This is a genomic window from Nitrospina sp. P1_D6 (assembly GCF_052156615.1).
GTDB lineage: Bacteria > Nitrospinota > Nitrospinia > Nitrospinales > Nitrospinaceae > Nitrospina.
Map to the genome: position 1 here is coordinate 173,377 of NZ_JBQKUN010000002.1, position 25,695 is coordinate 199,071.

At 59.6% G+C, this 25,695-nt stretch carries 24 protein-coding genes; 16 read left to right on the forward strand and 8 right to left on the reverse strand.

Annotation, left to right across the window (positions count from 1 at the left end; genetic code table 11):
* Window positions 1–197: 197 nt before the first annotated feature.
* From ACTRXA_RS04450 to cobA, 4 genes are all read left to right on the forward strand, one after another.
* A complete protein-coding gene (locus tag ACTRXA_RS04450) occupies window positions 198–1,841 on the forward strand; it encodes a phosphoenolpyruvate carboxykinase (protein ID WP_442426002.1) in 1,644 nt (547 codons plus the stop codon).
* A gap of 92 nt (window positions 1,842–1,933) precedes the next feature.
* On the forward strand, window positions 1,934–2,935 hold the full coding sequence (pdxA, locus tag ACTRXA_RS04455; RefSeq protein WP_442426003.1) for a 4-hydroxythreonine-4-phosphate dehydrogenase PdxA: 1,002 nt from the start codon (window positions 1,934–1,936) through the stop codon (window positions 2,933–2,935).
* Window positions 2,932–3,720 carry a 16S rRNA (adenine(1518)-N(6)/adenine(1519)-N(6))-dimethyltransferase RsmA gene (rsmA, locus tag ACTRXA_RS04460; RefSeq protein WP_442426004.1) on the forward strand — a complete coding sequence of 263 codons (789 nt, stop codon included), beginning with the start codon at window positions 2,932–2,934 and terminating at the stop codon, window positions 3,718–3,720. Before pdxA ends, rsmA begins: the two co-directional genes overlap by 4 nt.
* A complete protein-coding gene (cobA, locus tag ACTRXA_RS04465) occupies window positions 3,717–5,252 on the forward strand; it encodes a uroporphyrinogen-III C-methyltransferase (protein WP_442426005.1) in 1,536 nt (511 codons plus the stop codon). The genes rsmA and cobA overlap by 4 nt, the downstream gene beginning before the upstream one ends.
* Here cobA and ACTRXA_RS04470 read toward each other — a convergent pair whose 3' ends face one another.
* Window positions 5,253–5,870: a HoxN/HupN/NixA family nickel/cobalt transporter gene (locus ACTRXA_RS04470; protein ID WP_442426006.1), complete on the reverse strand. Its 618-nt coding sequence runs from the start codon at window positions 5,868–5,870 to the stop codon at window positions 5,253–5,255.
* A gap of 238 nt (window positions 5,871–6,108) precedes the next feature.
* On the opposite strand from ACTRXA_RS04470, the gene ACTRXA_RS04475 reads away from it, so the two are divergent.
* Both ACTRXA_RS04475 and mqnC read left to right on the forward strand, forming a co-directional pair.
* A complete protein-coding gene (locus ACTRXA_RS04475) occupies window positions 6,109–6,456 on the forward strand; it encodes a peptidylprolyl isomerase (RefSeq protein WP_442426007.1) in 348 nt (115 codons plus the stop codon).
* A 13-nt stretch (window positions 6,457–6,469) separates the two neighbouring features.
* On the forward strand, window positions 6,470–7,570 hold the full coding sequence (mqnC, locus tag ACTRXA_RS04480) for a cyclic dehypoxanthinyl futalosine synthase (protein WP_442426008.1): 1,101 nt from the start codon (window positions 6,470–6,472) through the stop codon (window positions 7,568–7,570).
* A 6-nt stretch (window positions 7,571–7,576) separates the two neighbouring features.
* Here the strand turns inward: mqnC and ACTRXA_RS04485 are convergent, their stop codons facing one another.
* The 5 genes from ACTRXA_RS04485 to ACTRXA_RS04505 are packed head-to-tail and all read right to left on the reverse strand — an operon-like array spanning window position 7,577 to window position 12,515.
* Complete coding sequence (locus ACTRXA_RS04485; RefSeq protein WP_442426009.1) at window positions 7,577–8,641, reverse strand: AI-2E family transporter; 1,065 nt, start codon at window positions 8,639–8,641, stop codon at window positions 7,577–7,579.
* A 4-nt stretch (window positions 8,642–8,645) separates the two neighbouring features.
* A complete protein-coding gene (locus tag ACTRXA_RS04490) occupies window positions 8,646–9,668 on the reverse strand; it encodes a hypothetical protein (protein ID WP_442426010.1) in 1,023 nt (340 codons plus the stop codon).
* 41 nt (window positions 9,669–9,709) lie between these two features.
* Window positions 9,710–10,600: a pseudouridine synthase gene (locus tag ACTRXA_RS04495; RefSeq protein WP_442426011.1), complete on the reverse strand. Its 891-nt coding sequence runs from the start codon at window positions 10,598–10,600 to the stop codon at window positions 9,710–9,712.
* A 28-nt stretch (window positions 10,601–10,628) separates the two neighbouring features.
* On the reverse strand, window positions 10,629–11,324 hold the full coding sequence (scpB, locus tag ACTRXA_RS04500; protein WP_442426012.1) for an SMC-Scp complex subunit ScpB: 696 nt from the start codon (window positions 11,322–11,324) through the stop codon (window positions 10,629–10,631).
* Window positions 11,325–11,339: 15 nt separating this feature from the next.
* Window positions 11,340–12,515, reverse strand: a complete 1,176-nt coding sequence (locus ACTRXA_RS04505) for a 2'-deoxycytidine 5'-triphosphate deaminase (protein WP_442426013.1) — start codon at window positions 12,513–12,515, stop codon at window positions 11,340–11,342.
* 176 nt (window positions 12,516–12,691) lie between these two features.
* Here ACTRXA_RS04505 and ACTRXA_RS04510 point away from each other — a divergent pair, with 176 nt between their 5' ends.
* The 7 genes from ACTRXA_RS04510 to ACTRXA_RS04540 all read left to right on the forward strand — a co-directional run bounded on the left by ACTRXA_RS04510 (window position 12,692) and on the right by ACTRXA_RS04540 (window position 21,437).
* Window positions 12,692–12,940 (forward strand): FmdB family zinc ribbon protein, encoded by a 249-nt coding sequence (locus ACTRXA_RS04510; RefSeq protein ID WP_442426014.1) that lies wholly within the window; start codon window positions 12,692–12,694, stop codon window positions 12,938–12,940.
* A 124-nt stretch (window positions 12,941–13,064) separates the two neighbouring features.
* A complete protein-coding gene (locus tag ACTRXA_RS04515; RefSeq protein ID WP_442426015.1) occupies window positions 13,065–15,125 on the forward strand; it encodes a hypothetical protein in 2,061 nt (686 codons plus the stop codon).
* Between the two features lie 52 nt (window positions 15,126–15,177).
* On the forward strand, window positions 15,178–16,620 hold the full coding sequence (gene cysS / locus ACTRXA_RS04520) for a cysteine--tRNA ligase (RefSeq protein ID WP_442426016.1): 1,443 nt from the start codon (window positions 15,178–15,180) through the stop codon (window positions 16,618–16,620).
* Window positions 16,605–18,179, forward strand: a complete 1,575-nt coding sequence (locus tag ACTRXA_RS04525) for a DUF2851 family protein (protein WP_442426017.1) — start codon at window positions 16,605–16,607, stop codon at window positions 18,177–18,179. Before cysS ends, ACTRXA_RS04525 begins: the two co-directional genes overlap by 16 nt.
* A gap of 117 nt (window positions 18,180–18,296) precedes the next feature.
* The gene (cysD, locus tag ACTRXA_RS04530; RefSeq protein WP_442426018.1) at window positions 18,297–19,100 is read left to right on the forward strand and encodes a sulfate adenylyltransferase subunit CysD; all 804 of its coding nucleotides are present in this window, start codon (window positions 18,297–18,299) and stop codon (window positions 19,098–19,100) included.
* A gap of 2 nt (window positions 19,101–19,102) precedes the next feature.
* Window positions 19,103–20,929 carry a GTP-binding protein gene (locus tag ACTRXA_RS04535; RefSeq protein ID WP_442426019.1) on the forward strand — a complete coding sequence of 609 codons (1,827 nt, stop codon included), beginning with the start codon at window positions 19,103–19,105 and terminating at the stop codon, window positions 20,927–20,929.
* 202 nt (window positions 20,930–21,131) lie between these two features.
* A complete protein-coding gene (locus ACTRXA_RS04540) occupies window positions 21,132–21,437 on the forward strand; it encodes a 2Fe-2S iron-sulfur cluster-binding protein (protein ID WP_005005479.1) in 306 nt (101 codons plus the stop codon).
* A 79-nt stretch (window positions 21,438–21,516) separates the two neighbouring features.
* On the opposite strand, the gene ACTRXA_RS04545 is transcribed toward ACTRXA_RS04540, so the two are convergent.
* Window positions 21,517–21,876: a hypothetical protein gene (locus tag ACTRXA_RS04545; RefSeq protein ID WP_237100533.1), complete on the reverse strand. Its 360-nt coding sequence runs from the start codon at window positions 21,874–21,876 to the stop codon at window positions 21,517–21,519.
* Between the two features lie 47 nt (window positions 21,877–21,923).
* Here ACTRXA_RS04545 and ACTRXA_RS04550 point away from each other — a divergent pair, with 47 nt between their 5' ends.
* Window positions 21,924–22,721 (forward strand): SDR family NAD(P)-dependent oxidoreductase, encoded by a 798-nt coding sequence (locus ACTRXA_RS04550; protein ID WP_442426020.1) that lies wholly within the window; start codon window positions 21,924–21,926, stop codon window positions 22,719–22,721.
* Between the two features lie 16 nt (window positions 22,722–22,737).
* Here ACTRXA_RS04550 and ACTRXA_RS04555 read toward each other — a convergent pair whose 3' ends face one another.
* Complete coding sequence (locus tag ACTRXA_RS04555; protein ID WP_442426021.1) at window positions 22,738–23,802, reverse strand: NAD-dependent epimerase/dehydratase family protein; 1,065 nt, start codon at window positions 23,800–23,802, stop codon at window positions 22,738–22,740.
* 144 nt (window positions 23,803–23,946) lie between these two features.
* Between ACTRXA_RS04555 and ACTRXA_RS04560 the strand changes: the two genes are divergently transcribed.
* Both ACTRXA_RS04560 and ACTRXA_RS04565 read left to right on the forward strand, forming a co-directional pair.
* Complete coding sequence (locus ACTRXA_RS04560) at window positions 23,947–25,320, forward strand: phosphomannomutase/phosphoglucomutase (RefSeq protein ID WP_442426340.1); 1,374 nt, start codon at window positions 23,947–23,949, stop codon at window positions 25,318–25,320.
* Complete coding sequence (locus tag ACTRXA_RS04565; protein ID WP_442426022.1) at window positions 25,317–25,694, forward strand: VOC family protein; 378 nt, start codon at window positions 25,317–25,319, stop codon at window positions 25,692–25,694. Before ACTRXA_RS04560 ends, ACTRXA_RS04565 begins: the two co-directional genes overlap by 4 nt.
* The last annotated feature ends 1 nt before the right edge of the window (window position 25,695 follow it).

Below are 25,695 nucleotides of genomic sequence, written 5' to 3' on the forward strand. Positions count from 1 at the left end.
GGGGAGTTTATTCACCAAAATTTGCCCGATTGGATCATTTTTTACAAAAATTTTTCTTTGATCCGCCTCTATGATACCATGAGAAGAATTTAAAAATTCCCAATTTTCCCTATGAAATCCGTCCGTTCCAGCACTTCCGAACGGTGAATTTCCTCAAACCCAACCTTTACTCACTTACAACAAGGGAGTGAACCATAATGGCGCAGAAAGTATTGAAACATAAAGTCGGATTGGAGCACCACGGAATCCGCAACGTGAAACAGAGCTTCTGGAACCTGAGCACGCCGGAGCTGTACGAGCACATCATCCGGAACCAGGAAGGGCACCTGTCTCACCTCGGACCCATGGTGGTGACCACCGGCGAGCACACCGGCCGTTCGCCCAATGACCGGTTCATCGTGCAGGAGCCGTCCAGCCAGGAAAACGTCTGGTGGGGCAAGGTCAACGAACCGTTTGCCATGGACAAGTTCGACTCCCTCTACGAACGCGTCCTCGCCTACCTGCAGGGCAAAAACGTGTACGTGCAGGACTGCATGGCCGGCTCGGACCCGAACTACCAGCTCCACATCCGGGTCATCACCGAATACGCGTGGCAGAGCCTGTTCGCCCGCAACATGTTCATCCAGATCAAGGACCGCCTGAAGCTGGAGAACCACAGCCCGGCGTTCACCATCATCGGCGTGCCCAATTTCAAGGCCGTGCCGAAGATCGACGGCACCAACTCGGAAACGTTCATCATCATCGACTTCAGCAAGCAGTTGATCCTGATCGGCGGCACCCACTATGCGGGGGAGATCAAGAAGTCCATCTTCTCCGTGCTGAACTACCTGCTTCCGCACCGCCACAAGGTGCTGTCGATGCATTGCTCCGCCAACATGGGCGAGGACAACGACACCGCCATCTTCTTCGGCCTGTCGGGCACCGGCAAAACCACGCTGTCCACCGATCCGCACCGCAAGCTGATCGGCGACGACGAGCACGGCTGGAGCCAGGAAGGCGTGTTCAACTTCGAGGGCGGCTGTTACGCCAAGGCCATCCGCCTGAACCCGCAAGCGGAGCCGGACATCTACGCCTGCACGCGGCGTTTCGGCACCATCCTCGAAAACGTGGTGATGGACCCGACCACGCGGCGGCTGGACCTCGACGACGCCAGCCTGACGGAGAACACCCGCGCGGCGTACCCGCTGACGCATATCGAACACACTGTCGAAGACCGGCGCGGCGGCCATCCGAAAAACGTCATCATGCTGACCTGCGACGCCTACGGCATCATGCCCCCCGTCGCCAAACTCACGCCGGAGCAGGCGATGTACCACTTCATCTCCGGTTACACGGCGAAGGTCGCGGGCACCGAGCGCGGCATGAGCCGCGAGCCCACCGCCGTGTTCAGTACCTGTTTCGGCGCGCCGTTCATGGTCCTGCACCCGTCGGTGTACGCCAACCTGCTCGGCCAGCGCATCGCCGACCACCATGTGGACTGCTGGCTTGTGAACACCGGCTGGACCGGCGGACCCTACGGGGTCGGCGAACGCATGTCCATCGCCCACACGCGCGCGATGATCAACGCCATCCTCGACGGCAAACTGAGTAACGTCGAAACGCGGCCGGACCCGATCTTCGGCATCCACGTGCCCACGTCCTGCCCGGATGTGCCGGCGGATGTGCTGAATCCGCGCAATACGTGGAAGAACCCGAAGGCGTACGATGAAAAGGCGCGCGAACTGGCGGCGCAGTTCATTGAAAACTTCAAGGAGTACGAAGGCGCAGTGAGCCGCGAAATCCTGGAAGGCGGACCCCGTCTGCCGAACGGGAAGAAAGCGTCGATCAAGAAGATCAAGTAACACACGAAGCGGCGGCCCGGGCCCCCGGGCCGCTCTTGCTTTGTTCCCACTCCTCTTATTTAAAGCACACCGTCCTGGAAGGATTCATTGACTTGGAAACACGCCCCCTCATTGCCGTCACGCTGGGCGACCCCGCCGGGATCGGTCCCGAAATCATCGCCAGGGCCCTGCCGGGGCGCGTGCTCAATTTCTGCCGTCCGCTCGTGATCGGCGACGCGGCGTGCGTCGAACGTCATCTGCAGCAATACAACCCGGCGGTCAACGTTCATAAAGTCGCCAGCCCGAAAGACGCGCAATTTGAAGCAAACCAGCTCGATGTGCTCGACTGCGCGCACGTGCCGGACGACCTGCCGATGGCGCAACCGTCGGCGGCGAGCGGCCGGGCCGCGGTGGAGGCCATCCGCAAGGCCGTCGATCTCGCACTGGCGCATGAAGTCCACGCTCTCACCACCGCACCGATCAATAAAGAAGCCATTCATCTCGCCGGGCATCCCTACCCCGGCCACACGGAAATGCTGGCCGACTTCACCGGCACCGAACACGTCGGGCTGATGCTCGCCGGCGGCGACCTGCGCGTGGTGCTCGCCACCACGCACGTGCCTCTGGAGCAGGTGAAGGCGCTCATCACGAAAGAACGTGTCGAAACCATCCTGCGCGTCACCCACCAGTGGTTGCGCCAGGTGGGCATCGACCGTCCGCGCATCGCGGTGACCGGACTCAACCCGCACTGCGGCGACGGCGGCGTGTTCGGCGACGAGGAATCCAAAGCCATCGTGCCCGCGCTCGACACGGTGCGCGCCGAGGGGATGGACGTAACCGGACCCCACTCCGCCGATGCGTTGTTCGGGCGCATCCACAAAACGCCGTGCGACGCGGTGGTGACGATGTACCACGACCAGGGCATGATCCCGATCAAGATGGCGTCGATGGGTTCCGCCGTGAACATCACGCTGGGCCTGCCCATCCTGCGCACCTCGGTCGATCACGGCACGGCGTACGACATCGCGGGCAAGGGCATCGCCTCGGCCGACAGCCTGGTGGAAGCCCTGCGCATGGCCGCCCGGTTGTCCCCCACCGCGCACGCCGCCTCATGAGAAAAAAACGCACACTCGGACAGAACTTCCTCACCGATCCCGCCATCGCGGAGGAGATCGTTGCGCACGCGCAGATCGAGGACGGCGGCACGGTGATCGAGATCGGTCCCGGTCCCGGCATCCTCACCGGTCTGCTGCTCGAACGGTGCGGCAGGCTGATCGCGCTGGAGATCGACCCCAAACTCTGCCACCTGCTCAACAAACGCTTCAAGTCGAACCCGAAATTCGACCTGCACCAGCAGGACGCGCTGGTGTACGATTACAGCCAGGCGGGGCCGCGGTTCCAGGTGGTGTCGAACCTGCCCTACTACGCGGCGATGCCGATCCTCAAACGGCTCATTCAATACGGGAGCCACATCGCCAACATGACGCTCATGCTGCAGCGCGAGGTGGTGGACCGGCTGGTGGCGCAACCGGGAAGCCGCGATTACGGATCGCTCACCGTGTTCACGCAGTTTCACTGCGAGGTCGAGCGCATCATGGAAGTCGGTAAAAAGAATTTCGATCCACCGCCGAAAGTGGACTCGTCGGTGATCCGCCTCGTTCCCCGCTCCGCGCCGCCGGTGGAGGTGGACAACCTCAAAACGTTTTTCCACGTCGTGCACGCGGCGTTCTTCCACAAACGCAAGATGCTCAAGAACAATCTCAAAAGCCTGGCGAAGCATTTCGATTTCACCTGGCAGGGCATTGAGGATGCCGGGATCGATCCCGCCCGCCGCGGCGAGACGCTGTCGCTGGAAGAGTTCGCCACGCTGGCCAATTTGATGGAGAGCAAACCGCAATGAGTGCGGCAGGCAGGCAGGGGAAAGTGATCCTCGTCGGCGCGGGGCCGGGCGATGTCGGCCTGTTCACGCTGAAAGGCAAGGCGTGGCTGGAGCGCGCCGATGTCGTCATCTACGACTACCTCGCCAACCAGCGCCTGCTGGCGTTCGCGCCGAAACACGCTGAAGTCATCTACGCCGGAAAGAAGGAAGGGCAAGTAACGTTCTCCCAGGACGAGATGAACGCCATGCTGGTCGCGAAAGCGAAGGCCGGCAACGTCGTCGTCCGGCTCAAGGGAGGCGATCCGTTTGTCTTCGGGCGCGGCGGCGAGGAATGCGTCGCTCTGCAGAAAGCGGGCGTGCCGTTCGAAGTGGTGCCGGGGGTGACGGCCTCCACCGGCGTCTCCGCCTACGCCGGCATCCCGCTCACGCACCGCGATTTCTCCTCCACCATCTCCGTCGTCACCGGTTCCAACGAAAAAGGCAAGGAAGACCTGCACATCGACTGGGAAAAGATCGCCAGCCGCGCGGGCACGCTGGTGTTCCTGATGGGCGCGCGCAAACTGCAACGCATCAGCGAAAACCTCATGAAGTACGGCAAAGACCCGAAGACGCCGATCGCCGTCATCCAGTGGGGCACCACGCCCCGGCAAAAAACCTGGACGGGCACGCTCGACACCATCGTCGCCATCGCGCAGAAAGAAGAAATCAAACCGCCGGCGCTGACCATCGTCGGCGAGGTGGTGAACCTGAAACCGCACATGGACTGGTTCGAGACGCTGCCGCTGTTCGGCAAGACGGTGGTCATCACCCGCGCCGAGGAACAGGCCGACGATTTTACGCAGGCGTTGCTCGAACGCGGCGCCGAGCCGTACCTGTTTCCGGTGATCGAAACCGTCGAGCCGGAAAGCTGGGAGCCGCTCGACCGCGCGCTGGGCGAACTGGAAAGTTACGACGGACTCATCTTCACCAGCACCAACGGCGTGCGTTGTTTCATGCAGAGGTTGAAGGAGACCGGACGCGACATCCGCGACCTCAAAGGACTCAGGCTGTTCGCCATCGGGCCGAAAACCGAACAGGCGGTGACGGACCTCGGCATCCCCGTCGAGGCGGTGCCGGAAAAATTCGTCGCCGAGTCGTTGATCGAAACGCTGGGGAAAGCGGACTTGAAGGGCAAGCGATTGTTATTGCCGCGCGCCGCCGTGGCGCGGGAGACGTTGCCGGACACGTTGCGAGGGATGGGCATTGAAGTCGATGTGTGCCCGGCGTACCGCACGGTGCTGCCGGACACGGATGCCGCCGATCTCATTGCGCGTTTGCAGGAGGGATCGGTCCACGTGCTCACCTTCACCGCCTCGTCCACGGTGAAGCACTTCATGGACCTGGTCGGCGACAAAGTAAAGGATCATCTGAAGGGCGTCACCGTCGCCTGTATCGGCCCCATCACGGCGAAGACCGCCACCGACCTCGGCCTGCCCGTCCACCTCACCGCCAGCGACTACACCGTCGCGGGGTTGATCGAGGCGATGGAAGATTTTTTTAGAGAAAACGCGTGATCAAATTGCCAACATCAGGCGGGTGCCGATGGCGAGGGTGACGGCGGCGGTGGCGTAACGGATTTTCCCCAGGTGTCGGGCGACGTGCTCGAATGCGGTGACGCGGTTCACCATCGCGGCGTACACGGCCATCGTCACAACCATCCCCAGGCAGAACAGCGCGATGTAACCGATCACTCCCGCCGGGAACTGGAACAACGCCACCGGTACCAGCAACAGCACCCCGGCCCAGCCCGCCGTGCCGTGCAACACCCCCATGCCGAACAGCACCCAGCCGGAACGCATCGGCGTGCCGCCCGCTTTCACATGCGCATCCCCTTTGCGCCGCACCTCACGCAGGGCCAGCCACACGGCGAGGTAAATCATCGACAGGCCGACGACCCGTTCCATCACGCCCAGGTTCACCTCGGCGAACACTTCGCGGAGCGGGGTGATGAGTCCGGCCAGCATGAGCAGCGTCAGGCTGTGGCCCAGGGCCCAGCGGAGCGCGAGGAACACCGTCTGTTTCAGCGAGCGGCGGTCGAGGAGAAGCGACGACACGGTGGCGACGTGGTCGGCGTCCAGCGCATGCAGGCAACCGAGGAGAAACCCCCCGGCCAAAAGAAATCCGTATTCCATAAAAACCGGCCCTCAGGCAGTTGATCCGCCTCGGATTATAGGGGGTCCCCTCACCGCCCGCAACGGCTATTCCGAAGGAAGCCCGGAAACGGCGGCCTCATTTCGACCCTCCAGAATCCGCCCCGGCCCGGCCGCCCCATTCTTTCTTGTGAATTCCGCCAAAAGGGGTACAATTTCGGTTAATCTCCCACTGTCGTCGGCATTGCACCCCGGCGGCGTTTGTGAAGGAACGAAATTCATGCGATCCATACGTGTCAGCCACATTCTGTTGAGCACGGAAGACCTGGCCAACACCCTGCTCGACGGAATGAAGGACATCGACGACCCCAAACTGTTGTACAAGATGTTCGCCAAGATGGCGAAGAAGTACAGCGCCTGCGGCACCCGCGACAAGGGCGGCGATCTGGGATTTCTCGAGTACAACTCCAACGCCAAGGAGCTGGAAGACGCCGCCATGGCCACGCCCGTCGGCAAGCTGGGCGGGCCGGTGCAGAGCAAGTTCGGCTACCACATCTTCCTCGTCACCGAAGAAGAGCGCATGGACGACCTCGGCATCGACGGCCTGCACGCCATCTCGCTCAAATAACACCCCGTATACTGTGAACGCAAACACCACCGCATCCGATTCCCAGGCCGAAGCGATCCTGCAGAAAGCGCTGGACGGCCACCGCCTGTCGCGGGACGAAGGCGTCGCCCTGTTCGAGGCCAACGACCTGACCCTGCTGGGCAACGTCGCCACGCGCCTAGCGCGCCAGCGCCGCAAGAACGCCGACAACGCCGTCACCTACATCATCGACCGCAACATCAACTACACCAACGTGTGCGTCACCGACTGCTCCTTCTGCGCGTTCTACCGCAAGGAAGACGCAGAAGATGCCTACGTCCTGCCGTTCGAGATCATCGCGCAGAAGATCGACGAAATCCTGCAGCACGGCGGGCGTCAGATCCTGATGCAGGGCGGGCACCACAAGGATTTGAAGATCGAATACTTCGAGGACCTGCTGTCACGCATCAAGGAGCGCTTCGACATCCACATCCACGCGCTGTCGCCGCCGGAGATCGTGCACACCAGCAAGATTTCGAAAATCTCCCTGAAGGAAACGATCGAGCGGTTGCAGAAGGCGGGACTGGATTCCATTCCCGGCGGCGGGGCGGAGATCCTGGTGGATCGCGTGCGGCGCGTCATCAGTCCGAAAAAATGCAATACGGACCAGTGGCTGGAGGTGATGGACATCGCACACCGCCTCGGCATGCCCACCACGGCGACGATGATGTTCGGTCACGTCGAGACCCTCGCGGAGCGCATCGAGCACCTCGACCGTCTTCGTGAACAGCAGGACAAAACCGGCGGCTTCACCGCGTTCATCCCGTGGCCGTTCCAGGCGGGCAACACGGACCTGCGGAAAGAAATCGGCGCGAAGAAAACCAGCGGCTGGGAATACCTCAAGACCCTCGCCATCTCGCGCATCTACCTCGACAACATTCCCAACATCCAGTCGTCGTGGGTGACGCAGGGGCCGAAGGTGGGACAGATGGCGCTCTACTTCGGCGCCAACGACATGGGGAGCACCATGTTCGAAGAAAACGTCGTCTCCGCGGCAGGCACGGTGTACCACCTCGACGAAGAAGCCATCCGCCGCCTCATCACCGACAGCGGCTACACACCCCAGCGCCGCACCATGCGTTACGAATACGTGTGAAGACGGTCAGGTGAACGCGGCCGATTCGCGGTACATTTTGACACCGCGCCGGACGAGGACGTTCAGGATCGCGGCCACCGGCACCGCCAGCAGGATCCCCAACAGGCCGAACAGCTCCGCGCCGATCAGCACCGCCACCATGATGGCCACCGGGTGCAGGCCGACCTTGTCGCCCACAATGTAGGGCGTGATGAGGAATCCCTCGATCGCCTGCACCACACCGAACACCGCAACCACCCCGATCAGCGGTACCCAGTCCTGCGTCTGCAGAAACGTCAGCAGGACCGCCGGGATGAATCCCACCACGATGCCGAGATAGGGAACGAGGTTGGCGTATCCCGCCATGATGCCGATCAGAAGACTCAACGGAGTTCCGCAGAAATAGAGACCGACGCTGTAAAGGATGGCCATGAACGTCGCCACCATCAGCTGCCCGCGCACGAACTGCGACAGCACATCGTCGATCTCCTTCACCACCTGTGTCGTCTGCTTGTAAAAGCGCGGCGGGATGAGCTTGCCGAGTTTCTCGACGATGACGTCGAAGTCGCGAAGCAGGTAAAACATGGCGATGGGAATGATGACGAGGTTGACCACGAACAGGAGCGTGTTGACGAAACCGGTGATCGATCCCCACACCCAGCCGCCCGCGGTGCCCAGCAGCTCCAGCGGCACGCGGCCGAGTTTCTGCATGCTGTCGTGCAGGACTTCGCCGATGCGTTCGCGGTCGATGCCCGCCAGGTCCTGCAGGTACGGTTGAATCCAGCCCTTGATGACGGTCAGGTAATCCGGCAGGTTTTCGGCGAGGCTCTGGATCTGCACCTGCAGGATGGGAATGAGCACGATGCCCGCCACCAGCACGACGATGAAAAATGAAACGATCAACACCACCACCGCGGGTGTGCGCTGGAGTTTCCAGGTTTCCAGCCGGTCCACCAGCGGGTCCAGCAGGTAGGCGATGGCGAAGGCGAGAAAGAACGGCGTCACCACGCGCCGCACGAAGTAGAGGAACACCAGCGCGACAACGGTGCTCACCAGCAGGGTTATGAGGAGTTTCTTGTCCTTTTCATCCATGCGATCACAGGTCGCCCATCATGGGCGGCAGGTTGGAAGGAATCTGTTGGGTCGGCGGCGGTTCTACAGGAGGCGGCTCGTCATCTCCACCCAACTCATCGCCGGGAGGCAAATCGTCGTCTTCCTGTTGCTGGACCACCTTCTTCTTATCCGGCCCCCAGTACCGGCCCAGCGCGTCCGCCAGAAAACGCACCATGTTTTCACTGACTTTTTCGAACGCTTTCAGCTCACCGTCGAAATCCTTTTCCACCTTGACGGTGGCGATCTCGCTTTTGGCGGCGATCAGCACACCCTGCGTCGCCGAGACGGCGCGCACGTTGAGGTTCGCCTGAATGGTTTTGGTGCCGGTGCCCGCGTCTTCGTTCACCACGGTGGACCGGGCCGTTCCCAGCACCACCACGTCGGCGGCGGCTTTCAGTCCCACCTCCACCGACGCCTGCAGGTCGCCGTTCACCGCCCGAAGCACCAGGGTTTCCGGAATCTTGTCACGCACGTCCCCGCGCTTGACGATGAGGATGTCCTTCGCCACAAGGTGTTTGTACATGGACACCTCGGCGATGGGCACCGCCTCCCAGAAGCTGTAAACCGTATCGGCGGTGAGGCTCTTTTCTTTAAGCAGGACCAGCACCGTACGCGGTTTCACCAGCGCCGCCAGCACGCCGCGGGTGTTCAGTTCCTTGTTGAGCGCTTCCTTGAAAAACATCACCTCCAGCTTCACGCGGCTGACTTTCTCGATGAGATCGTCGGTGGCCTCCAGGTAGCGGTAACTTTGAATGTACGATTCCGGGTTGGAGTACATGCTTTTGAGGGCGCTCTTATTCTGGTTGTACACCGTCGCGCCGAGCATGTCCCGCAAGGCCTCATCGAGCGAATTGCGGAAAGCTTCCCTCACCGCACGGTCGCGTCCGGCCACGTAATTCTCGTTATGAACCGCCGAATCGCCGAACGCCTCGTAACCCATCGATGGAATGTCCACCACGTCCTGCGCGTGGACCGGGGAGCCAGCCCAGGCAAAAACACACGACATCAATATCCAAAACCATGCGTGTTTGAATGCGCCAAACGGGTTCACGATGTCTTTCCCTTTCGCCTCCCGGTGGAGGCGGTTTTCGTGCGTTTCGTCGATTTCACCGCTGGCGGACCGGATCTCCGGTTTGCGCCCCTGGCGGATTTCGTCCGGGGGGCCTTCGTCCGCGAGGCGGGCCGTGCCGGCGCCTCCGGTTTGGGTTCGGATTTCTTATTCGCCACCAGCCGGCGAAGCGCCTTCACCTCGGCGATGGTCAACGGGCGGAACGTGCCGGGTGGTAGCTGGTCGTGGGTCAACGGCCCGAACTGAATGCGCGTGATCTTGATGACCGCGTGCCCCACCAGCTCGCAGATGCGGCGGATGTGGTGCTTCTTGCCCTCGATCAATTGTAATTCAAGAAAGCTGTTTTTGCCCGTGGTCCGGTGCAGGCTTGCCTTCAGGGGAAGGGTGGGACGACCGTCCAGCCTCACCCCTTTTTCCAGTTTACGCAGCGTTTTTTCAGTGGGAATGCCACTGACTTTCACGTGGTACGTGCGCGGAATTTTATTTTTCGGATCGAGCAGCTGGTCGGCCATTTCGCCGTCGTTGGTGACCAGCAGAACGCCTTCGGTGTTGTAGTCGAGGCGGCCGACGGGAAACACGCGCACACGGATTTTCTTGAGCAGGTCCATGACCGTAGGGCGGTCCTTTTCGTCTTTCGTGGTGGTGACGCAGCCGCGTGGCTTGTTGACCAGGATGTAGGTTTTTTCTTTCGGTGGGGGAATGAGGCGGCCGTTGACGTGAATGAGGTCGGCGCCCGGATCGACCAGCGTGCCCTGCTTGGTGACGACCATGCCGTTGACGGAGACTTTACCTTCTTCGATGTAGCGCTCCGCCTCGCGGCGTGAGGCCACACCGGACTGGGCAATGATTTTCTGCAAACGCATGGCCATGACGGGGCATCCTTATAGAGGGTTGCGCTCAGGCCTGGGGGTCGTTGTCGACCGGCGGTTCTGCCGGATCAGCCGACACATTGTCAGCCGTCGCCGCGGATTCCGTATCAACGGCCTCCGTGTTTTCCGGGGTAGCAGAGCCATTTTCTCCACCGCCGGAACCGAAGGACAACTCACCCTGCTGCGGCGTGTCCTCGCCTTCGATCTCTTCGCTGAAATCTTCCAGCGTCGGCAGTTCGCTCAGGTCGCGCAGGCCGAAGTATTCGAGAAATTTTTTCGTGGTCTTGTACATGATCGGCTTGCCCGGCACGTCCTTGCGTCCGCCGGGGGCGATGATCTTTTTCTCCAGCAGGGTTTTGACGACGCCGCTGGAATCGACGCCGCGGATCTCCTCCACCTCGGCGCGGGTGAGCGGTTGCTTGTAGGCGATGATCGACAGCGTGTCGAGCGCCGGTTGAGACAGGCGGAACGTTTTGTCGAGCTTCAGCATGCGGCGGATCCACTCGAAGTAATCCGGCCGCGTTCCGATCTGGTACCCTTCCGCCACCTCGACGATCTGCAGACTGCGGTCCTCGTAGTCGGCGCGCAACTCTTCCAGGATATCGCGGACGGCGTCAGCGGTGGTGCCGTCGGCCAGCACCTGCTGAAGGGTCTCCGGCGACAAAGGCGCGTCGGAGGCCAGGAGCAGGTTCTCTATGATGGCTTTGATTTTTTCGCGTTCCACGTTGTCCGGTTCCGGTCAGTTCTTGAAATACTTGCTCAACGAAAGTTCCTGCGTGTGGTAGTGCGACTGCAACTGCTTGCCGTACAGGCGCGTGGGTTCGGAGATGATTCTCTCGAACTTCATCCGGCAGAAGGTCTGGCCGTCTTCGATCATGAACGGCACGTCGTGCGGCCGCACTTCCATGACGGCGCGGGTGCCCTGGCTTTTCGCGCCCTTGCCCGGATGCCAACCGAAACCGGGATCGAAGAAGCCCGCGTAATGCGTACGCAACTCGCCGCTGTTGGGCTCGTACGCCACCATCTCGGACACGAGGTCCGGCCAGATGCAGATCTTCTCCTTCGACATCATGATGTAAAAGCTCTCCGGCTCCAGAATGAGCCGGTGCTTTTTAGAGTAATACACCGGCTCCCAAAAATCATCCGCATGATAGTGATTGGTCTTGCTGAGATCGACCACCTGGCTGTTGGCTTTGGCCTTGTAAGCGACGATGGAGTTCTTGCGGTTCGTGCCCTGCAGATCGACGCTGATGAACAGGCCGTCGTCGGCCTTCACCTTGTCCCAGTCCACCGCCCCGCCGTTTTTGTGATAGAGAATCGGTTTCTTCTTATACAGCGTCTGCAGCTGGCGGTCGGTGATCTCAGCGTTGCCCTGCTTGAGGCGCAACTGGTTGAGGGAGATGCCCTCCTGCACGCGCACCGGAAACGACCGCGACAGCACCTCCAGGTACAGCTTGCCCTTGTAGCCCGGCGCGATCTCGTCGAAGCGGTGACCGCGGTCGATGATCACCCGGGTGAACATGTCGAGCCGTCCCGTCGAGCTTTTCGGGTTGGTGCACCCGAACAGGCTGGTGGGCAGGTCCAGTTCCTCCAGCAGGGGAATCAGGTAGATCGCACCCTTTTCCAGGATTCCGCCGTCGCGCAGGTCGACCTCGTACAACTTCAGGTCCTTGAGCTTTTTCTCGACGGTTTCGTTTTCCGGCAGAAAACTGCTCTGGATGCGGTACGCCTTCTGCCCCAGGCGCAGGTCCAGACTGACAGGCTGGATCTGGCTGTCGTACAGCGTGCGCGGCGTGTGGATGATGCCCTGGTGGTACGCCAGCTCGATCTCGCGGTCGGTCAGGTAGCCGGACTTCCCCTTCAGACTTTGTTGCAGGGACGTTTTAACCAGAGACTTGGCGGTCAGCTTTTTCATTCAACCAAACGTGGGATTCGGGATTGCGCGGATCGGGGTGCCGATGGCCCGGGATCAGGCTTGGACGGACGCCAACAGGCTGGAAAATCCGATTGACAGGCCATTTGCCGCTATGATTAAATCCTAATATTCATCACTTTGCAACCATTGTTTTCGAGTCCAAGTTTCAACGAATTATGCCTCTTTACGAGTACTTCTGCGAAACCTGTGAACAGGAATTCACCCTGTTGCAATCCACCTCCGCAAACAAGGAGGAAACGGTGTGCGACCTGTGCGGCTCCGGTAACGTGAGGTACAAATTTTCCTCTTTCGCGTCCAAGGTGGTGGGAGGCACTCCCAAAACCTCCAAGCCCGTGACGATGGACGATTATCCCAACAAGGATGTGTTCAAGCTTCCTGTCCCGAGATTGCGTTCGGAACTTTAGCGGCACGTGACGAATTCTGAATAAAACACCCCGGAGTCGCAAAATCCGGGAGGCGGGATCGGGTCCCCGCCGGGCGACGGCCCTTCTCTATTATTGTTACATTCCTGCAAGGTGGGTGCATTTCATGGGTTCTTCTTCAAAACAATCGCGTAAAAAATCGTGGACCGGTCCGGTGCTGGGTGTGGTCGCGGCGGGCCTCGTCGTCTGGACGTTCACGGAGTTGTCCACCCCCGAGGCCAATCTCGAACCTTACAACCAGTTCCAGGCCATCCCCGCCAGCACCACGGAACCCGAGCCGCCCGCTCCCGTTGAAACCATATCCACCCTTGCCCCGGCTCCGGAAGAAGTCGAGCAGGCGGTGCCGAAGCAGGAACCCACGCTGGAGGACAACCTGGTCGCAGAAGCGGAGGTGGAACCCGGCATCGATCCGGCCACCGGTATCGACCTGGATAAGGAACTGCGCGAGGCGCGGCCGAAAACCCCCACAGGCAAGGACCTGCCACGTCAGACCCTGGAGCACATCGCCAAGGGCATCGAGTACTCGGAAAAAGGCATGTTCAACCACGCCGACCTCGAGTTCGAAAAAGCCTCGAAGATCAGCCCCAACGCGCCGGAAGTGTATTCCCTGTGGGGTACGTCGATGCGCATGGCGGAAAAATACGCGGGCGCCGACCGCAAGTTCAAACGCGCCCACGAACTGGCCCCGAATGACGCCGAGATCACCCTCAACTGGGGCATGGCCCGGTTGTTCGGCAAAAACGCCGACGGCGCGCTGGAACTGTTCAAGGAAACCGTGGCGCTCGATCCCGACAACCACCTCGCATGGAACTACCTGGGCAAGGCGTACGGCCTGAAAAAGGATTACGTCAACGAGGAAGAGAGCTACATGAAATCGCTGGAGCTCAAGGAGGACTTCGCGCAGGCGCATTTCAATCTCGCTGTCGTTCGCAGCCTGCAAAAAAAGTTTGAAGACGCCGCGCCGCATTTCATCCGCGCCATCGAGCTGGACAAGCAGTTCGAAAAACCCTTCGTCGTCCAGTTCCTCACCGCCATGGGCCTGAAAAACAAAACCAGCATGAAGGAAGCGAAGTTGAAAGAAACGGGTGAGGACAAGGCCCACGATCACGACAAGCACGGAGACCATGAACACGAGAAAGGCGAGGAGCACGCCAGGCACGAGCCGCAGGAAGCCAAAAAATCCGAAGGCTCCGACCACAGCATGGAGGGCTCCGGCTCCAACATGGTGAAGACCGTCACCCACCTCGACGGGCAGGTGCTCGTCAACGGCGAACCGGCGGGCAAGCGCGGCGTGGTGTACCTGGAGACCACCAACAAGCTGAAGGTGCCGGAGCAGGCCACGCAGAACATCACCATCACACAGAAGTCCAAACAGTTCCTGCCGGGTCATTCGGTGGTGATGGTCGGTTCCACGGTGACCTTCATGAACGAGGATTTCGAGGTGCACAACATCTATTCCAAATCCAGCGGCAACCAGTTCAACCTGGGGGCGATGTCCGGCGGCGTGCAGAAGCAGATCACGTTCGACACCCCGGGCCCGGTGGTTTTGCGCTGCAACATGCACAAGGACATGGTGGGCACCCTGTTCGTCGCCCCCAACGGCTACGTTGCGGAAACGGATGAAAACGGCCGTTTCGTCCTGCCGGTGGTCAAGAGCCAGGACTACAAGATGGGCTTCTGGCATCCGCGCATGTTCCCGCAGGAAGTGGAAGCGAACATGCGCTTCCTCAACCTGACCGGTGAAGACAAGACGCTCAAGCTCGAGATCAAGACGCAGTCCGATCCGGCAGACATCCACGACCTGGTGGACGGCACGGATTACAACGAGATCGTGGACAAGATCGAGACGGAAATTTACGGTGCCATCGAGCACTGGAAGCAGGGCAAGAAGTATTCTTCGCAGAAACGCATGCTGACGGCCATCACGCGTCACTTCGACGGTGGCGGACTGAAAGACGCCATCACCAAAAGCTTCAGCGAAAACCGGAGCCAGAACCTTGAAGACGGTCTTGACAAAATCCGCAAGCAGATCGCGGGCATCGACAAGTCCGAGGAAGTGACCGAGGCCTCGCTCAAGTTCAAGGCCAAGCGCATCATCGCGCAGCTGAAAAACAACGTGCGCGAGCTGGAACACCGCCTCAATCCGGACAAGAAAACCACCCAGTGACCGCCGTGCCGGGCAGTTTGATTTTGCCCTGCCGGGATGGTACTTTGAACGCATGACACTGCGCATTTTCAACACCCTGACCGGCAACAAGGAGGAGTTTGTCCCGCTCTCGCCGGGCAAGGTGCGCATGTACGTCTGCGGCGTCACCGTATACGACTACTGCCACGTCGGCCACGCACGCGCCGCCATCGTCTTCGACACCGTCTACCGCTACCTGAAACACACAGGCTTCGACGTCACCTACGTCCGCAACTTCACCGACATCGACGACAAGATCATCAACCGCGCCCGCGAGCAGAAGGTGGATTGGCAGGAGGTGACGCGCAAGTACATCAACGCGTTCTACGAGGACATGGACGCGCTCAACGTCGAGCGTCCGACCACCGAGCCCCTGGCCACCGAACACATCGGCGACATGATCGCAATGATCGAGGGCCTGGTGAAGGCGGGCAAGGCCTACCCCGCCGAAGGCGACGTGTATTATTCGGTCAAGGCGTTCCCCGAATACGGCAGGTTGTCCAAACGCAATGTCGAGGACATGCAGGCGGGAGCGCGCGTGGAGCCGGGGGAACACAAAAAAGACCCGATGGATTTTGCGCTTTGGAAAAAAAGCAAACCCGATGAACCGGCGTGGGACAGCCCCTGGGGACCCGGCCGTCCCGGCTGGCACATTGAGTGCTCGGCCATGAGCTACCAACTGCTGGGCGACACGTTTGACATCCATGGCGGCGGCAAGGACCTCGTGTTCCCGCACCACGAAAACGAAATCGCCCAGTCGTGCGGCTTCACCGGCAAACCGCCGGTGCGTTACTGGGTGCACAACGGCTTCGTCAACATCAACAAGGAAAAGATGTCGAAGTCGCTCGGCAACTTCTTCACCATCCGAGACATTTTAAAAACGTTCCACCCGGAAGTGCTGCGCCTGTTCCTGCTGACCAACCATTACCGCGGGCCGATCGATTTCTCCGACCAGTACCTGAAAGACGCCGAGAAGAACCTCGACCGCTTCTACGAATTCTTCGCGCAGGCCGAGTCCAAACACGGCGGCTTGAACGGCGGTGCGGCACAGATTCCGGAGGACACCCTGCGGGCGCAACCCCTGATGAAGAAGTTCGACGAGGCGATGGACGACGATTTCAACACCGCGGTGGCTCTGGCGGATTTGATGGAAGAGTTGCGCCGACTCAACAGGCAGTTGGGTGAAGACGGCACCGACCGGGACGCGTTTCACCGGGACGCGGCGACGCTGCGGCATGCGGGACAACTTCTGGGCCTGTTCTGCCGAAAGCCGGAGGAGTACAAATCCGAGACGCGCGTCATCAAGGGCGGCGGGCAGGAGCTCGACGTCGCGCGCATCGAACAGCTGATCGCCGAGCGGCAGGCGGCCAGGTCGTCGAAGGATTTCGCCACCGCCGACCGGTGCCGCGATGAATTGCTGAAAATGGGCGTGGTCCTGAAAGACACCAAAACGGGCACGACATGGGAAGTCCAGTAAACAGCACGCATGATTCTTTTTCCGATGCCTACCTGAAATTCTACCGGCTCCATTCGCGGATGGAGGTGAACGAGGCGGAAGAACCGCCGGTGCCGGAGAAGGTGATCCGCTGCGTGTGGAACGACCAGTTGTTCAAAACTCCCCACCTGAAAACCACCGACGGACAATCCCTCGAAGTCGTCTTTCCCGGCTACTGGAATTTCGGAAGCGGTCCGGATTTCAAAAGCGCCGCCGTCCGCATTGGCGGCGAACTTTTGGAAGGCGACGTGGAACTGCACGTGTTCGGCTCCGACTGGGCGGCGCACGGCCACAGCGGCAACAACGAATACGACAACGTCATCCTGCACGTTTTCATGTGGAAGGGCCGGGGCCGACGCAAGCTCAGCACCAAAGAAGAATCAACAACACCGGAACCGAAGCTGTCGCGTCCGCACATCCACGAACTCGAACTGAAAAAATACCTGAAGCGCGGCATCCTGAAACTGAACGAGGAGCTGGATTTTGAATCCTATCCCGTCCTGCACTCGTTCAACTACGGCCTGTGCCACCAGCCGCTGTCGCGCCTGCCGGAGGAAAAACTGCTGAAACTGCTGAACGCCGCCGGCGACGCGCGCATCCACACCAAGATGGACCGCTTTCACGACCGGGTCATAACCAGGGGTTACGAGCAGACGTTTTACGAAGGGGTGGCGGAGGCGATGGGCTATCCAAGCAACAAACTGCCGTTCCGCCTCCTGGCGGAAAATGTACCGATCGTGGAACTGCGCGAGACCCTCCCCGCCCGCGCCAGCGAGATGGAACGCACGGAAATCATCCAGGCGGTGCTGTTCGGGGTGTCGGGACTGATAGATTTCGATGAGATCGTCGAAAACGAAAACCTTCTGCCCGCCGAGCGCATCTTCTTTGACAGGATGGCGAAACACTGGACGTCCCGGCGGGACCGCTGGGAGGACCGGCTGATGAGCCCGCGCGAGTGGAAATTCGGCAAAATGCGCCCGGCCAATTTCCCGTACCGTCGCATCGCCGCCCTCAGCCACCTTCTGGTTCGGCACTGGGAAAACGGCATGTTCGCCGATTTTCTCGACACGCTGCAATCCGCCGTTTCCAATTCCGGCGAGACAGGGTATACTAGGCCGACCCGTAACAGGCTGACGCAGTTTTTCTGTGTGGAAGCCGCGGACTACTGGTCGCGGCACTACACGCCGGGAGGCAAGCCCCTCAAGCAAAATCAACAGCTTGTGGGCCCCGACCGATCGCGGGAGGTGGTGGTGAACATCGCCATTCCCATCGGCCTGATCTACGCCCGGGCGAGCAAATCGGTTCCACTGGAGCAGGCTCTCAGTTCCCTGTTCCAGGTCAAAAACCGGCCCGCGGACAACAAGTGGATCCGGTTCATGAAGCACTACATCATGGGCAACGAAGAGCGCATGCTCAAACCGTTGACCAGCGACCAGCAGACGCAGGGATTGATGCAGATTTACCAGGACTACTGCACCAAAAATGAAAACAACTGCCTGCGTTGCAAGTTTCCCGGCATGGTGGAGCGGTATTTCTCCTGAAAAGCCCCGTCCGTCCCCCGGTTTTTCGCGTAAAACCCTTGATTCGATTGAATTAAGAATATAAAGTGGGATCATTCATCCCCATCCCGGCCCTCGCGCCGCACAGGTACGTTTATCATGGATCATTTGACTGACCTCGAAGATCAGAGCATTTACATTCTTCGTGAAGCTTATAAAAATTTCAAAAACCTGGCCATGCTGTGGTCCATCGGCAAGGACTCCACGGTGATGCTATGGCTGGCGCGCAAGGCGTTTTTCGGCCACTGCCCGATCCCGCTGGTGCACATCGACACCTCTTACAAGATTCCGGCAATGATCGAGTACCGCGACCACTACGCCAAAAAATGGGGCCTGAACCTCATTGTCGGCCAGAACAAGAAGGCCCTCGACGAGGGCATGAACCACGAAATGGGGCGCCTGGTGTGCTGTGAAGCGCTCAAGACCCAGGGCCTGCAACAGACCATGGAAGAGTACAATTTCACCGGACTCATCCTCGGTATCCGTCGCGACGAAGAGGGCACGCGCGCCAAGGAGCGCTACTTTTCGCCGCGCGATAAAAACTTTGAATGGAACTTCAAGGATCAGCCGCCGGAGTTGTGGGATCAGTTCAAGACCACCTTCGCCGAAGGCACTCACATCCGCATCCATCCCCTTCTGCACTGGACGGAGTTGAACGTCTGGGAATACATCGAGCGGGAGAACATCCCCATCATCGACCTGTATTTCGCCAACAAGCAGGGAGAACGTTACCGGTCCCTCGGTTGCGCCCCCTGCACCGGCTCCATCAAGTCCAAGGCGCGGAATGTGAAAGAGATCATTGATGAATTGAAAAACACCACCGTATCCGAACGCTCCGGGCGCGCGCAGGACCAGGAAAACGCGTACGCCATGCAGAAGCTTCGGGCTAAAGGTTACATGTAAATATGGGAGACAACGGATTCAAGACTCCCCAGGATGGCCGCCTGATGAAGCTGGTCATCGTGGGACACGTGGATCACGGCAAATCCACGCTCGTGGGTCGTCTGCTTGCCGACACCGACAGCCTGCCCACGGGCAAGCTGGATTTCGTAAAGAACATCTGCGACCAGCAGGGAAAGTCGTTCGAGTTCGCTTTCCTGCTCGATGCTCTGGAAGAAGAGCAGGAGCAGGGCATCACCATCGACACCTCGCAGATCTTCTTCAAGACCGAGAAGCGCTGGTACGTCATCATCGACGCCCCCGGCCACAAGGAATTTCTCAAGAACATGGTCACCGGCGCCGCCAACGCGGAGGCCGCCCTGCTTCTGATCGACGCCCACGAAGGCGTGCAGGAGCAGTCGCGCCGCCATGGCTACATCCTGCGCCTGCTCGGCATGACGCAGGTAGCGGTGGTCATCAACAAGATGGACCTGGTGAAATACGACCCGGAAGTGTACTTTCGCATCAAAAGCGAGTACACGCAGTTTCTGGAGTCGATCGGCATCGAGGTGCGCGAGTTCATCCCTATTTCCGCGAAGGAAGGTGAGAACGTCGCCAAGCGTTCCGAGCACATGCCGTGGTACACCGGGCCGACCATCCTCGAACGCCTCGACCAGTTCCAGGAAAAAGTCAGTACCGTGGAAAAACCGTTCCGCATGCCCATCCAGGACGTGTACAAGTTCGACCAGCGACGCATCATCGCAGGCCGGGTGGAATCGGGCACGGCGAAAGTCGGCGACCGCGTCCTCTTTTCTCCGTCCAACAAGAGCACGGTGATCAAGAGTATCGAAACGTGGAATGCGGATACCCCGGCAGCGGTGGAAGCGCAGCACTCGGTGGGCATCACGCTGGCCGAGCAGTTGTTCCTGGAGCGTGGTGAGATCATCAGCCTCGAAAAGAACGCACCGGTGGTCACCACCACGTTCGACGCCAACGTGTTCTGGATGGGACAACGCCACCTGAAACGGGGCGAAACCTACAAGCTGAAACTCACCACGCAGAACGTGGACTGCGAGGTCGTCGAGTTCAAGAAAGCCATCGACGCCTCGACACTGGAAACCCTCCCGGACCAGGATTTCATCGCCAAGAACGACGTGGCGGAAGTGACGCTACGCACCAAGCGGCCCGTCGCTTTCGACCTGTTCACCGACATCGCCGAAACCGGACGATTCGTGCTGGTGGATGAGTACGACGTGTGCGGTGGCGGCATCATCACCCACTTCACCCCGCTTGAGGAAGTGGATCGCCTGCGCAACGAGGCACGCTACCGCGACTCGCACTGGGTGAAGGGCACCGTCACCTCGGAAATGCGCGCCTACCGCAACGGGCACCTGCCCGCCATGATCCTGTTCACCGGAAAGTCCGGCACCGGCAAGGCAGCGCTGGCAGGCAAGCTGGAAGAAGTGCTGTTCCACCAGAATTTCCAGAGCTACCTGCTGGACGGACGCAACATCCAGGTGGGCGTCGGCGCCGACATGGACGCGGAGACGTATTTCTCCGACGGCGAGGCGGTTCGCCGCTTTGGCGAGGTGGCCAAGTTGTTCCTCGACGCGGGCCACGTGGTCATTTCCACCTCCAACGTGTTCAACCAGGAGGACCACTCGAACGTCAACCTGCTGATCGAACCGAGCCCGCTGGTGGAGGTGCGCATCACCGACGACCAGTACCCGAAAGGCATGCCGGAAATCGTGCTCAGCCTGAACGACGCCAAGGACATCGACACGGCGGTCACCCGCATCGTTGATTACCTGAAGGAAAAGAAAATCCTGACCGGCCACAACTATTCAATCTAACCCCACTCCATGGGGTGGAAGCGGGCACGGAAAATGAATCCAGAACAGGGCCCCGGACCCTCGTTCGCGGTCAACGTGCTGACCCGTTTCCCTCCCGCATGGCGGGAGAGAATTTGTTTGACTTTTGCCGCTTCCCATGTCAATTTACAATCTTCATTCTGGGGTTAATTGACCGAAAATACGGCATTTTGAGGAAACATCCATGCCCAAGATCACCGTTCACGACACCGAAACCGGTGAACAGAAAGTCTTCAAAGTCGGCTACGGCGGCAACCTGAGAAAAGCCGCCCAGCACCACGACATCAGTCTCTACCGGGGCCTCCACGAATACACCAACTGCCACGGCATGGGGTCCTGCGGCACCTGCCTCGTGGAGATCGAGCCCATGGAACACGTGAACGATCACGGTCTCATCGAGAAACTCCACAAGATCAACGGCAACCGCAAGCTGGCCTGCCGCACCAAGGTGTACGGCGACATCTCCATCAAGACCAAGCTGGTGGAGTGAGCGCCCTCTCCGGCACTCCCCTTTCCTTCTTATCCGTCTGAACGACCCGGCAAAATATGTGGACGGCGAAAGTGCGTCTTCAAATGATCTGAAGCAGGATCAGCATCGGCAGGAAGATGAGCCCCATCACCGTCACTCCCGCATGCAAAACCACATCCCATTTGCGGCTCATCGGAATGATTGTGATAAAGTAGAGGGCCACGAGGTAATCCCAGATCGTGTTTTCTCCATGAATTGCATTGATCACGAGGTAGGAACCGAGTCCGAACAGCACCGCAATATAAACCAGCAGATGCGTCCGCACCAAAGAGGGGGTCTTCTTCTGAAACCCGAGCGACAATCCGACGAACACGTTGATGATATGCAGGCAGATGGTGGCCGCGACCCAAATCAGGGACGGCGACGCCTGCACCTGATCGATCATGTTCGGGGGATTCATGGATGCATCTCCAAAGGCTGGCTGGAAAACAGGAAAGGAATTTTAACATGGATTTGAATCTGGCAGGACGCAAAGTCCTGATCACGGGCGTGGGAGACGGCATCGGCCGCGAACTGGCGCTGGCTTTCGGAAAAGAAGGTGCGCGCGTCGCCGGGTGCGCCCGCACCACGGAGCGCCTGCAGACTCTGGAAAAGGAAATCGAAGGCGACGGGCACCTGTTCCAGTACGCCGACCTCATGCAGAAGGACGACCTCGAACGCTTCTTCTGGTTTGCGGTGGAGCAGCTGGACGGACTCGACGTACTCATCAACAATGTCGGTTCCATCACCAAAATGGCGACGTTCTTCGAACTCACCGACGACGACTGGCAGGAGGCGTTTGACATCAACCTCATGACCGCCGTTCGCCTGTGCCGGTTGGCGGTGGCGGAGCTGAAAAAATCGAAGTCTCCCTGCATCCTCAATATCTCGTCGATCGCGGGCAACCGTCCGACCGGAATCTTCCCGCATTACGCCGCCATGAAGGCGGGGATTTCGAACCTCACCGTGTCGCTCGCACACACCCTCGCGCCGGACGGCATCCGCGTCAACACCGTCGCGCCGGGTCCGGTGTGGACACGGTCCTGGGAATTCGAAGCGGAGGCCGGCGCCAAAAGTTCGGGCCAGAGCAAGGAAGAAAAAATTGAAGAGATCAAGCAGTCCACGGCGCAGGAAGTGCCGCTCAAACGCATCGGTGTGCCGGCGGACGTCACCGGTCTCACGCTGTTTCTCGCCTCGGATCAGGCATCGTGGATCACCGGCGCGCATTACACCGTTGACGGGGGCATCGTCAGCAACCCGTTTTAAAAAATAAACCGTGTCGTTAAATCCGCTTGCGCAGTCCGTCGTGTATTTCCTGGAGGGTCTGTTGCAGGGTGTATTTGTAATCCCATTCGGGATAATCGGTTTTGAAGCGCGTGACGTCACTGATCCACCAGATGTGGTCTCCCGCCCGGGCCTTATCCACATATTCCCATTTCAGTTTGTTGCCTGAAATTTCCTCGCACATCTGGATCGCCTCCAGCACCGAGCAGTTGCTGTGGCGCCCTCCTCCCAGGTTGTACACCTTGCCCACTCCCGGCCGCATGTAAAACTGGTAGAGCGCCGAGACGGTGTCGCTGCTGTGGATGTTGTCGCGCACCTGCTTGCCCTGGTAGCCAAACACCTTGTAGGGGGTTTTCTTCATGGTGCACATCATCAGGTACGAAAGGAAACCGTGCATCTCCGTCCCGGAGTGCGCGGACCCGGTGAGGCACCCCGCACGGAAGCACGCCGTCTTCATGCCGAAGTAGCGGCCGAACTCCTGCACCATCAGGTCGCCCGACAGTTTGGACACGCCGAACAGGCTGTGCATGCATTCATCGATGCTCATGCTCTCGTCGATGCCGTGGGCGTAGTACGGATGCTTGGTTTCCAGTTCCCAGCGCGTCTCTTCTTCCACGAAGGGAAAGGAATTCGGCCGGTCCCCGTACACCTTGTTGGTGGACATGTAGATGAAAACGGCGTCCGGACAGAACAGCCGGGCCAGCTCCAGAAGGACCAGCGTGCCGTTGGCGTTGACCGTGAAGTCGGTCATCGCCTGCTCTGCGGCCCAGTCGTGCGACGGCTGCGCCGCGGAATGAACGATGAGTTTCGTGTCCTTGCCGTACGTCTTGAACAACCGCTCCATGTTGGCACGGTCGCGGATGTCCACGGAGTGGTGGGAGTAGGAGTCGTAAGTCTGGGTCAGGCGCTGTTCGTTCCACACGGTGGAAGCCTGTTCGCCGAAATAGACCGAACGCATGTCGTTGTCCACGCCGTGCACATAAAATCCCTCACCCAGCAGAAACTCAACGGCTTCGGAGCCGACCATGCCGCTCGAGCCGGTCACAATCGCAATGTCTGTCATTGTATGATCCTGCAGCAGGCGTCCCGCGGCCGTATCTCGCCCGGCGTGCTCACCATTTCCTGCGTTGCCAACGGGTCGCAATTATTCTATTCTTGAAATCATTCAGCTATTCAATATAACAGACAACCTTTTCCCCCTCAAATGATGAACCCTCAAATCTTCCGCGAATACGACATCCGGGGCCTCGTGGAGCAGGACCTCGCTCCCGAAAACGTCGAGTTGATCGGCAAGGCCATCGGCACCTATTTCCGGCGCCACAACAAAAAGACATTGTCACTGGGTTGGGATATTCGCGCCAGTTCCAAAGAGTTCCGCGTCATCCTGACCCGGGCCCTGAACGCGACGGGATGCGATGTCATCGACATCGGGATGGTGCCGACGCCGGTCGCCTATTACTCCCTTCACAAACTGGACGTCGATGGCGGGGTGATGATCACCGGCAGCCACAACCCGCCGGAATTCAACGGATTCAAAATCAGTTTCGAAAAGCACAGCCTGTACGGCCAGCGCATCCAGGAATTGAAGGCACTGATCGACAATAACGATTTTGAGACCGGGAGCGGAAGCGCCCGGGAACAGGACATCAAGCAGGACTACATGGACCACATTGCCGGCCTGATTGAAATCAAGCGTCCGATCAAGGTGGTGCTGGACGGAGGCAACGGCTGTTTCGGCATCGTCGGCCCCGAACTCATCCGCCGCATCGGCGTGGAAAGCATCGAGCAGTTCTGCGAACCGGACGGCACGTTTCCGAACCATCATCCCGATCCCACCGTGGCCAAATACATGGAAAGCCTGATGGCCCGCGTAAAACAAGAACAGGCGCAGATAGGAATCGGTTTCGACGGCGACGCCGACCGCATCGGCGTGGTGGACGACAAGGGCAACCTGCTGTGGGGCGACCAACTGCTCATCCTGTTCGCGCGCGACCTGTTGAAACGCCACCCCGGTACGGCGGTGGTGGGCGAGGTGAAGTGTTCACGCAACCTGTTTGAAGACATCAAGAAACACGGAGGCCAGCCGCATATGTCCGCCGCCGGTCATTCGCTCATCAAAAAAAAGATGCAGGAAACCAAGGCCCTGCTTGCAGGCGAGATGAGCGGACACATGTGTTTCGCCGATTCCTACTTCGGATTCGACGACGCCATCTATGCCGCCTGCCGCATGCTGGAGATCGTTTCCAATACAGAGCAGCCGGTTTCCGAGATGCTCGCCGACCTGCCCGTCATGCACAACACGCCGGAAATCCGCATCGACTGCCCCGACGACCTGAAATTCAGCCTGGTGAAGGAAGTGACCGAAATCTTTCGCGCACGCTACAATGTGATCGACATCGACGGCGTGCGCATCGAGTTCGATGAAGGCTGGGGCCTGCTCCGCGCGTCCAACACGCAGCCGGTGCTGGTTCTGCGGTTCGAGGCGACGAACAAGGAAAAGCTCAACGAGTACCAGCAGCTGGTGAGCGCCGAACTCGAAAAATACAAACCTGATGTCAACTTCGTCCCGGTGCCTGCATGAAGTACGCGCACACACGCTTCCGCGTGTCCGACATGGACGCATCGCTGAAGTTCTACCGCGACGTGCTGGGAATGAAAGTGGTTGAGGAATCGACTTCGCCGCGCGGCTCGAAACTGGTGTTCCTGCAGTTTCCGGAAAACGACGCCGAACTGGAGTTGTGTTCGTTTCCCGACAGCGGCGAGGTTTCCGTGCCCGAAGACCTCGTTCACCTCGCGTTCGAGGTGGACGACCTGGATGTGTGGTTGAAACGGTTGAAGGAAGGTGGCGCGCCCATCACCGAAGGACCCACCGAAAGCCGCAGCGGCTCGCGGTTCCTCTTCACCGAGGACCCGGACAAATACGAGATCGAGATCATTCAGCGCGGAAACCCCTGAA

Bases quoted from the DNA above. Each gene is read 5' to 3' on its own strand.
- ACTRXA_RS04450 (WP_442426002.1), top strand. From the start codon at position 198: ATGGCGCAGAAAGTATTGAAACATAAAGTCGGATTGGAGCACCACGGA.
- rsmA (WP_442426004.1), top strand. From the start codon at position 2,932: ATGAGAAAAAAACGCACACTCGGACAGAACTTCCTCACCGATCCCGCC.
- cobA (WP_442426005.1), top strand. From the start codon at position 3,717: ATGAGTGCGGCAGGCAGGCAGGGGAAAGTGATCCTCGTCGGCGCGGGG.
- ACTRXA_RS04470 (WP_442426006.1), bottom strand. From the start codon at position 5,870: ATGGAATACGGATTTCTTTTGGCCGGGGGGTTTCTCCTCGGTTGCCTG.
- ACTRXA_RS04475 (WP_442426007.1), top strand. From the start codon at position 6,109: ATGCGATCCATACGTGTCAGCCACATTCTGTTGAGCACGGAAGACCTG.
- ACTRXA_RS04485 (WP_442426009.1), bottom strand. From the start codon at position 8,641: ATGGATGAAAAGGACAAGAAACTCCTCATAACCCTGCTGGTGAGCACC.
- ACTRXA_RS04490 (WP_442426010.1), bottom strand. From the start codon at position 9,668: ATGTCGTGTGTTTTTGCCTGGGCTGGCTCCCCGGTCCACGCGCAGGAC.
- ACTRXA_RS04495 (WP_442426011.1), bottom strand. From the start codon at position 10,600: ATGGCCATGCGTTTGCAGAAAATCATTGCCCAGTCCGGTGTGGCCTCA.
- ACTRXA_RS04505 (WP_442426013.1), bottom strand. From the start codon at position 12,515: ATGAAAAAGCTGACCGCCAAGTCTCTGGTTAAAACGTCCCTGCAACAA.
- ACTRXA_RS04510 (WP_442426014.1), top strand. From the start codon at position 12,692: ATGCCTCTTTACGAGTACTTCTGCGAAACCTGTGAACAGGAATTCACC.
- ACTRXA_RS04515 (WP_442426015.1), top strand. From the start codon at position 13,065: ATGGGTTCTTCTTCAAAACAATCGCGTAAAAAATCGTGGACCGGTCCG.
- cysS (WP_442426016.1), top strand. From the start codon at position 15,178: ATGACACTGCGCATTTTCAACACCCTGACCGGCAACAAGGAGGAGTTT.
- ACTRXA_RS04525 (WP_442426017.1), top strand. From the start codon at position 16,605: ATGGGAAGTCCAGTAAACAGCACGCATGATTCTTTTTCCGATGCCTAC.
- cysD (WP_442426018.1), top strand. From the start codon at position 18,297: ATGGATCATTTGACTGACCTCGAAGATCAGAGCATTTACATTCTTCGT.
- ACTRXA_RS04535 (WP_442426019.1), top strand. From the start codon at position 19,103: ATGGGAGACAACGGATTCAAGACTCCCCAGGATGGCCGCCTGATGAAG.
- ACTRXA_RS04540 (WP_005005479.1), top strand. From the start codon at position 21,132: ATGCCCAAGATCACCGTTCACGACACCGAAACCGGTGAACAGAAAGTC.
- ACTRXA_RS04545 (WP_237100533.1), bottom strand. From the start codon at position 21,876: ATGAATCCCCCGAACATGATCGATCAGGTGCAGGCGTCGCCGTCCCTG.
- ACTRXA_RS04550 (WP_442426020.1), top strand. From the start codon at position 21,924: ATGGATTTGAATCTGGCAGGACGCAAAGTCCTGATCACGGGCGTGGGA.
- ACTRXA_RS04555 (WP_442426021.1), bottom strand. From the start codon at position 23,802: ATGACAGACATTGCGATTGTGACCGGCTCGAGCGGCATGGTCGGCTCC.
- ACTRXA_RS04560 (WP_442426340.1), top strand. From the start codon at position 23,947: ATGAACCCTCAAATCTTCCGCGAATACGACATCCGGGGCCTCGTGGAG.
- ACTRXA_RS04565 (WP_442426022.1), top strand. From the start codon at position 25,317: ATGAAGTACGCGCACACACGCTTCCGCGTGTCCGACATGGACGCATCG.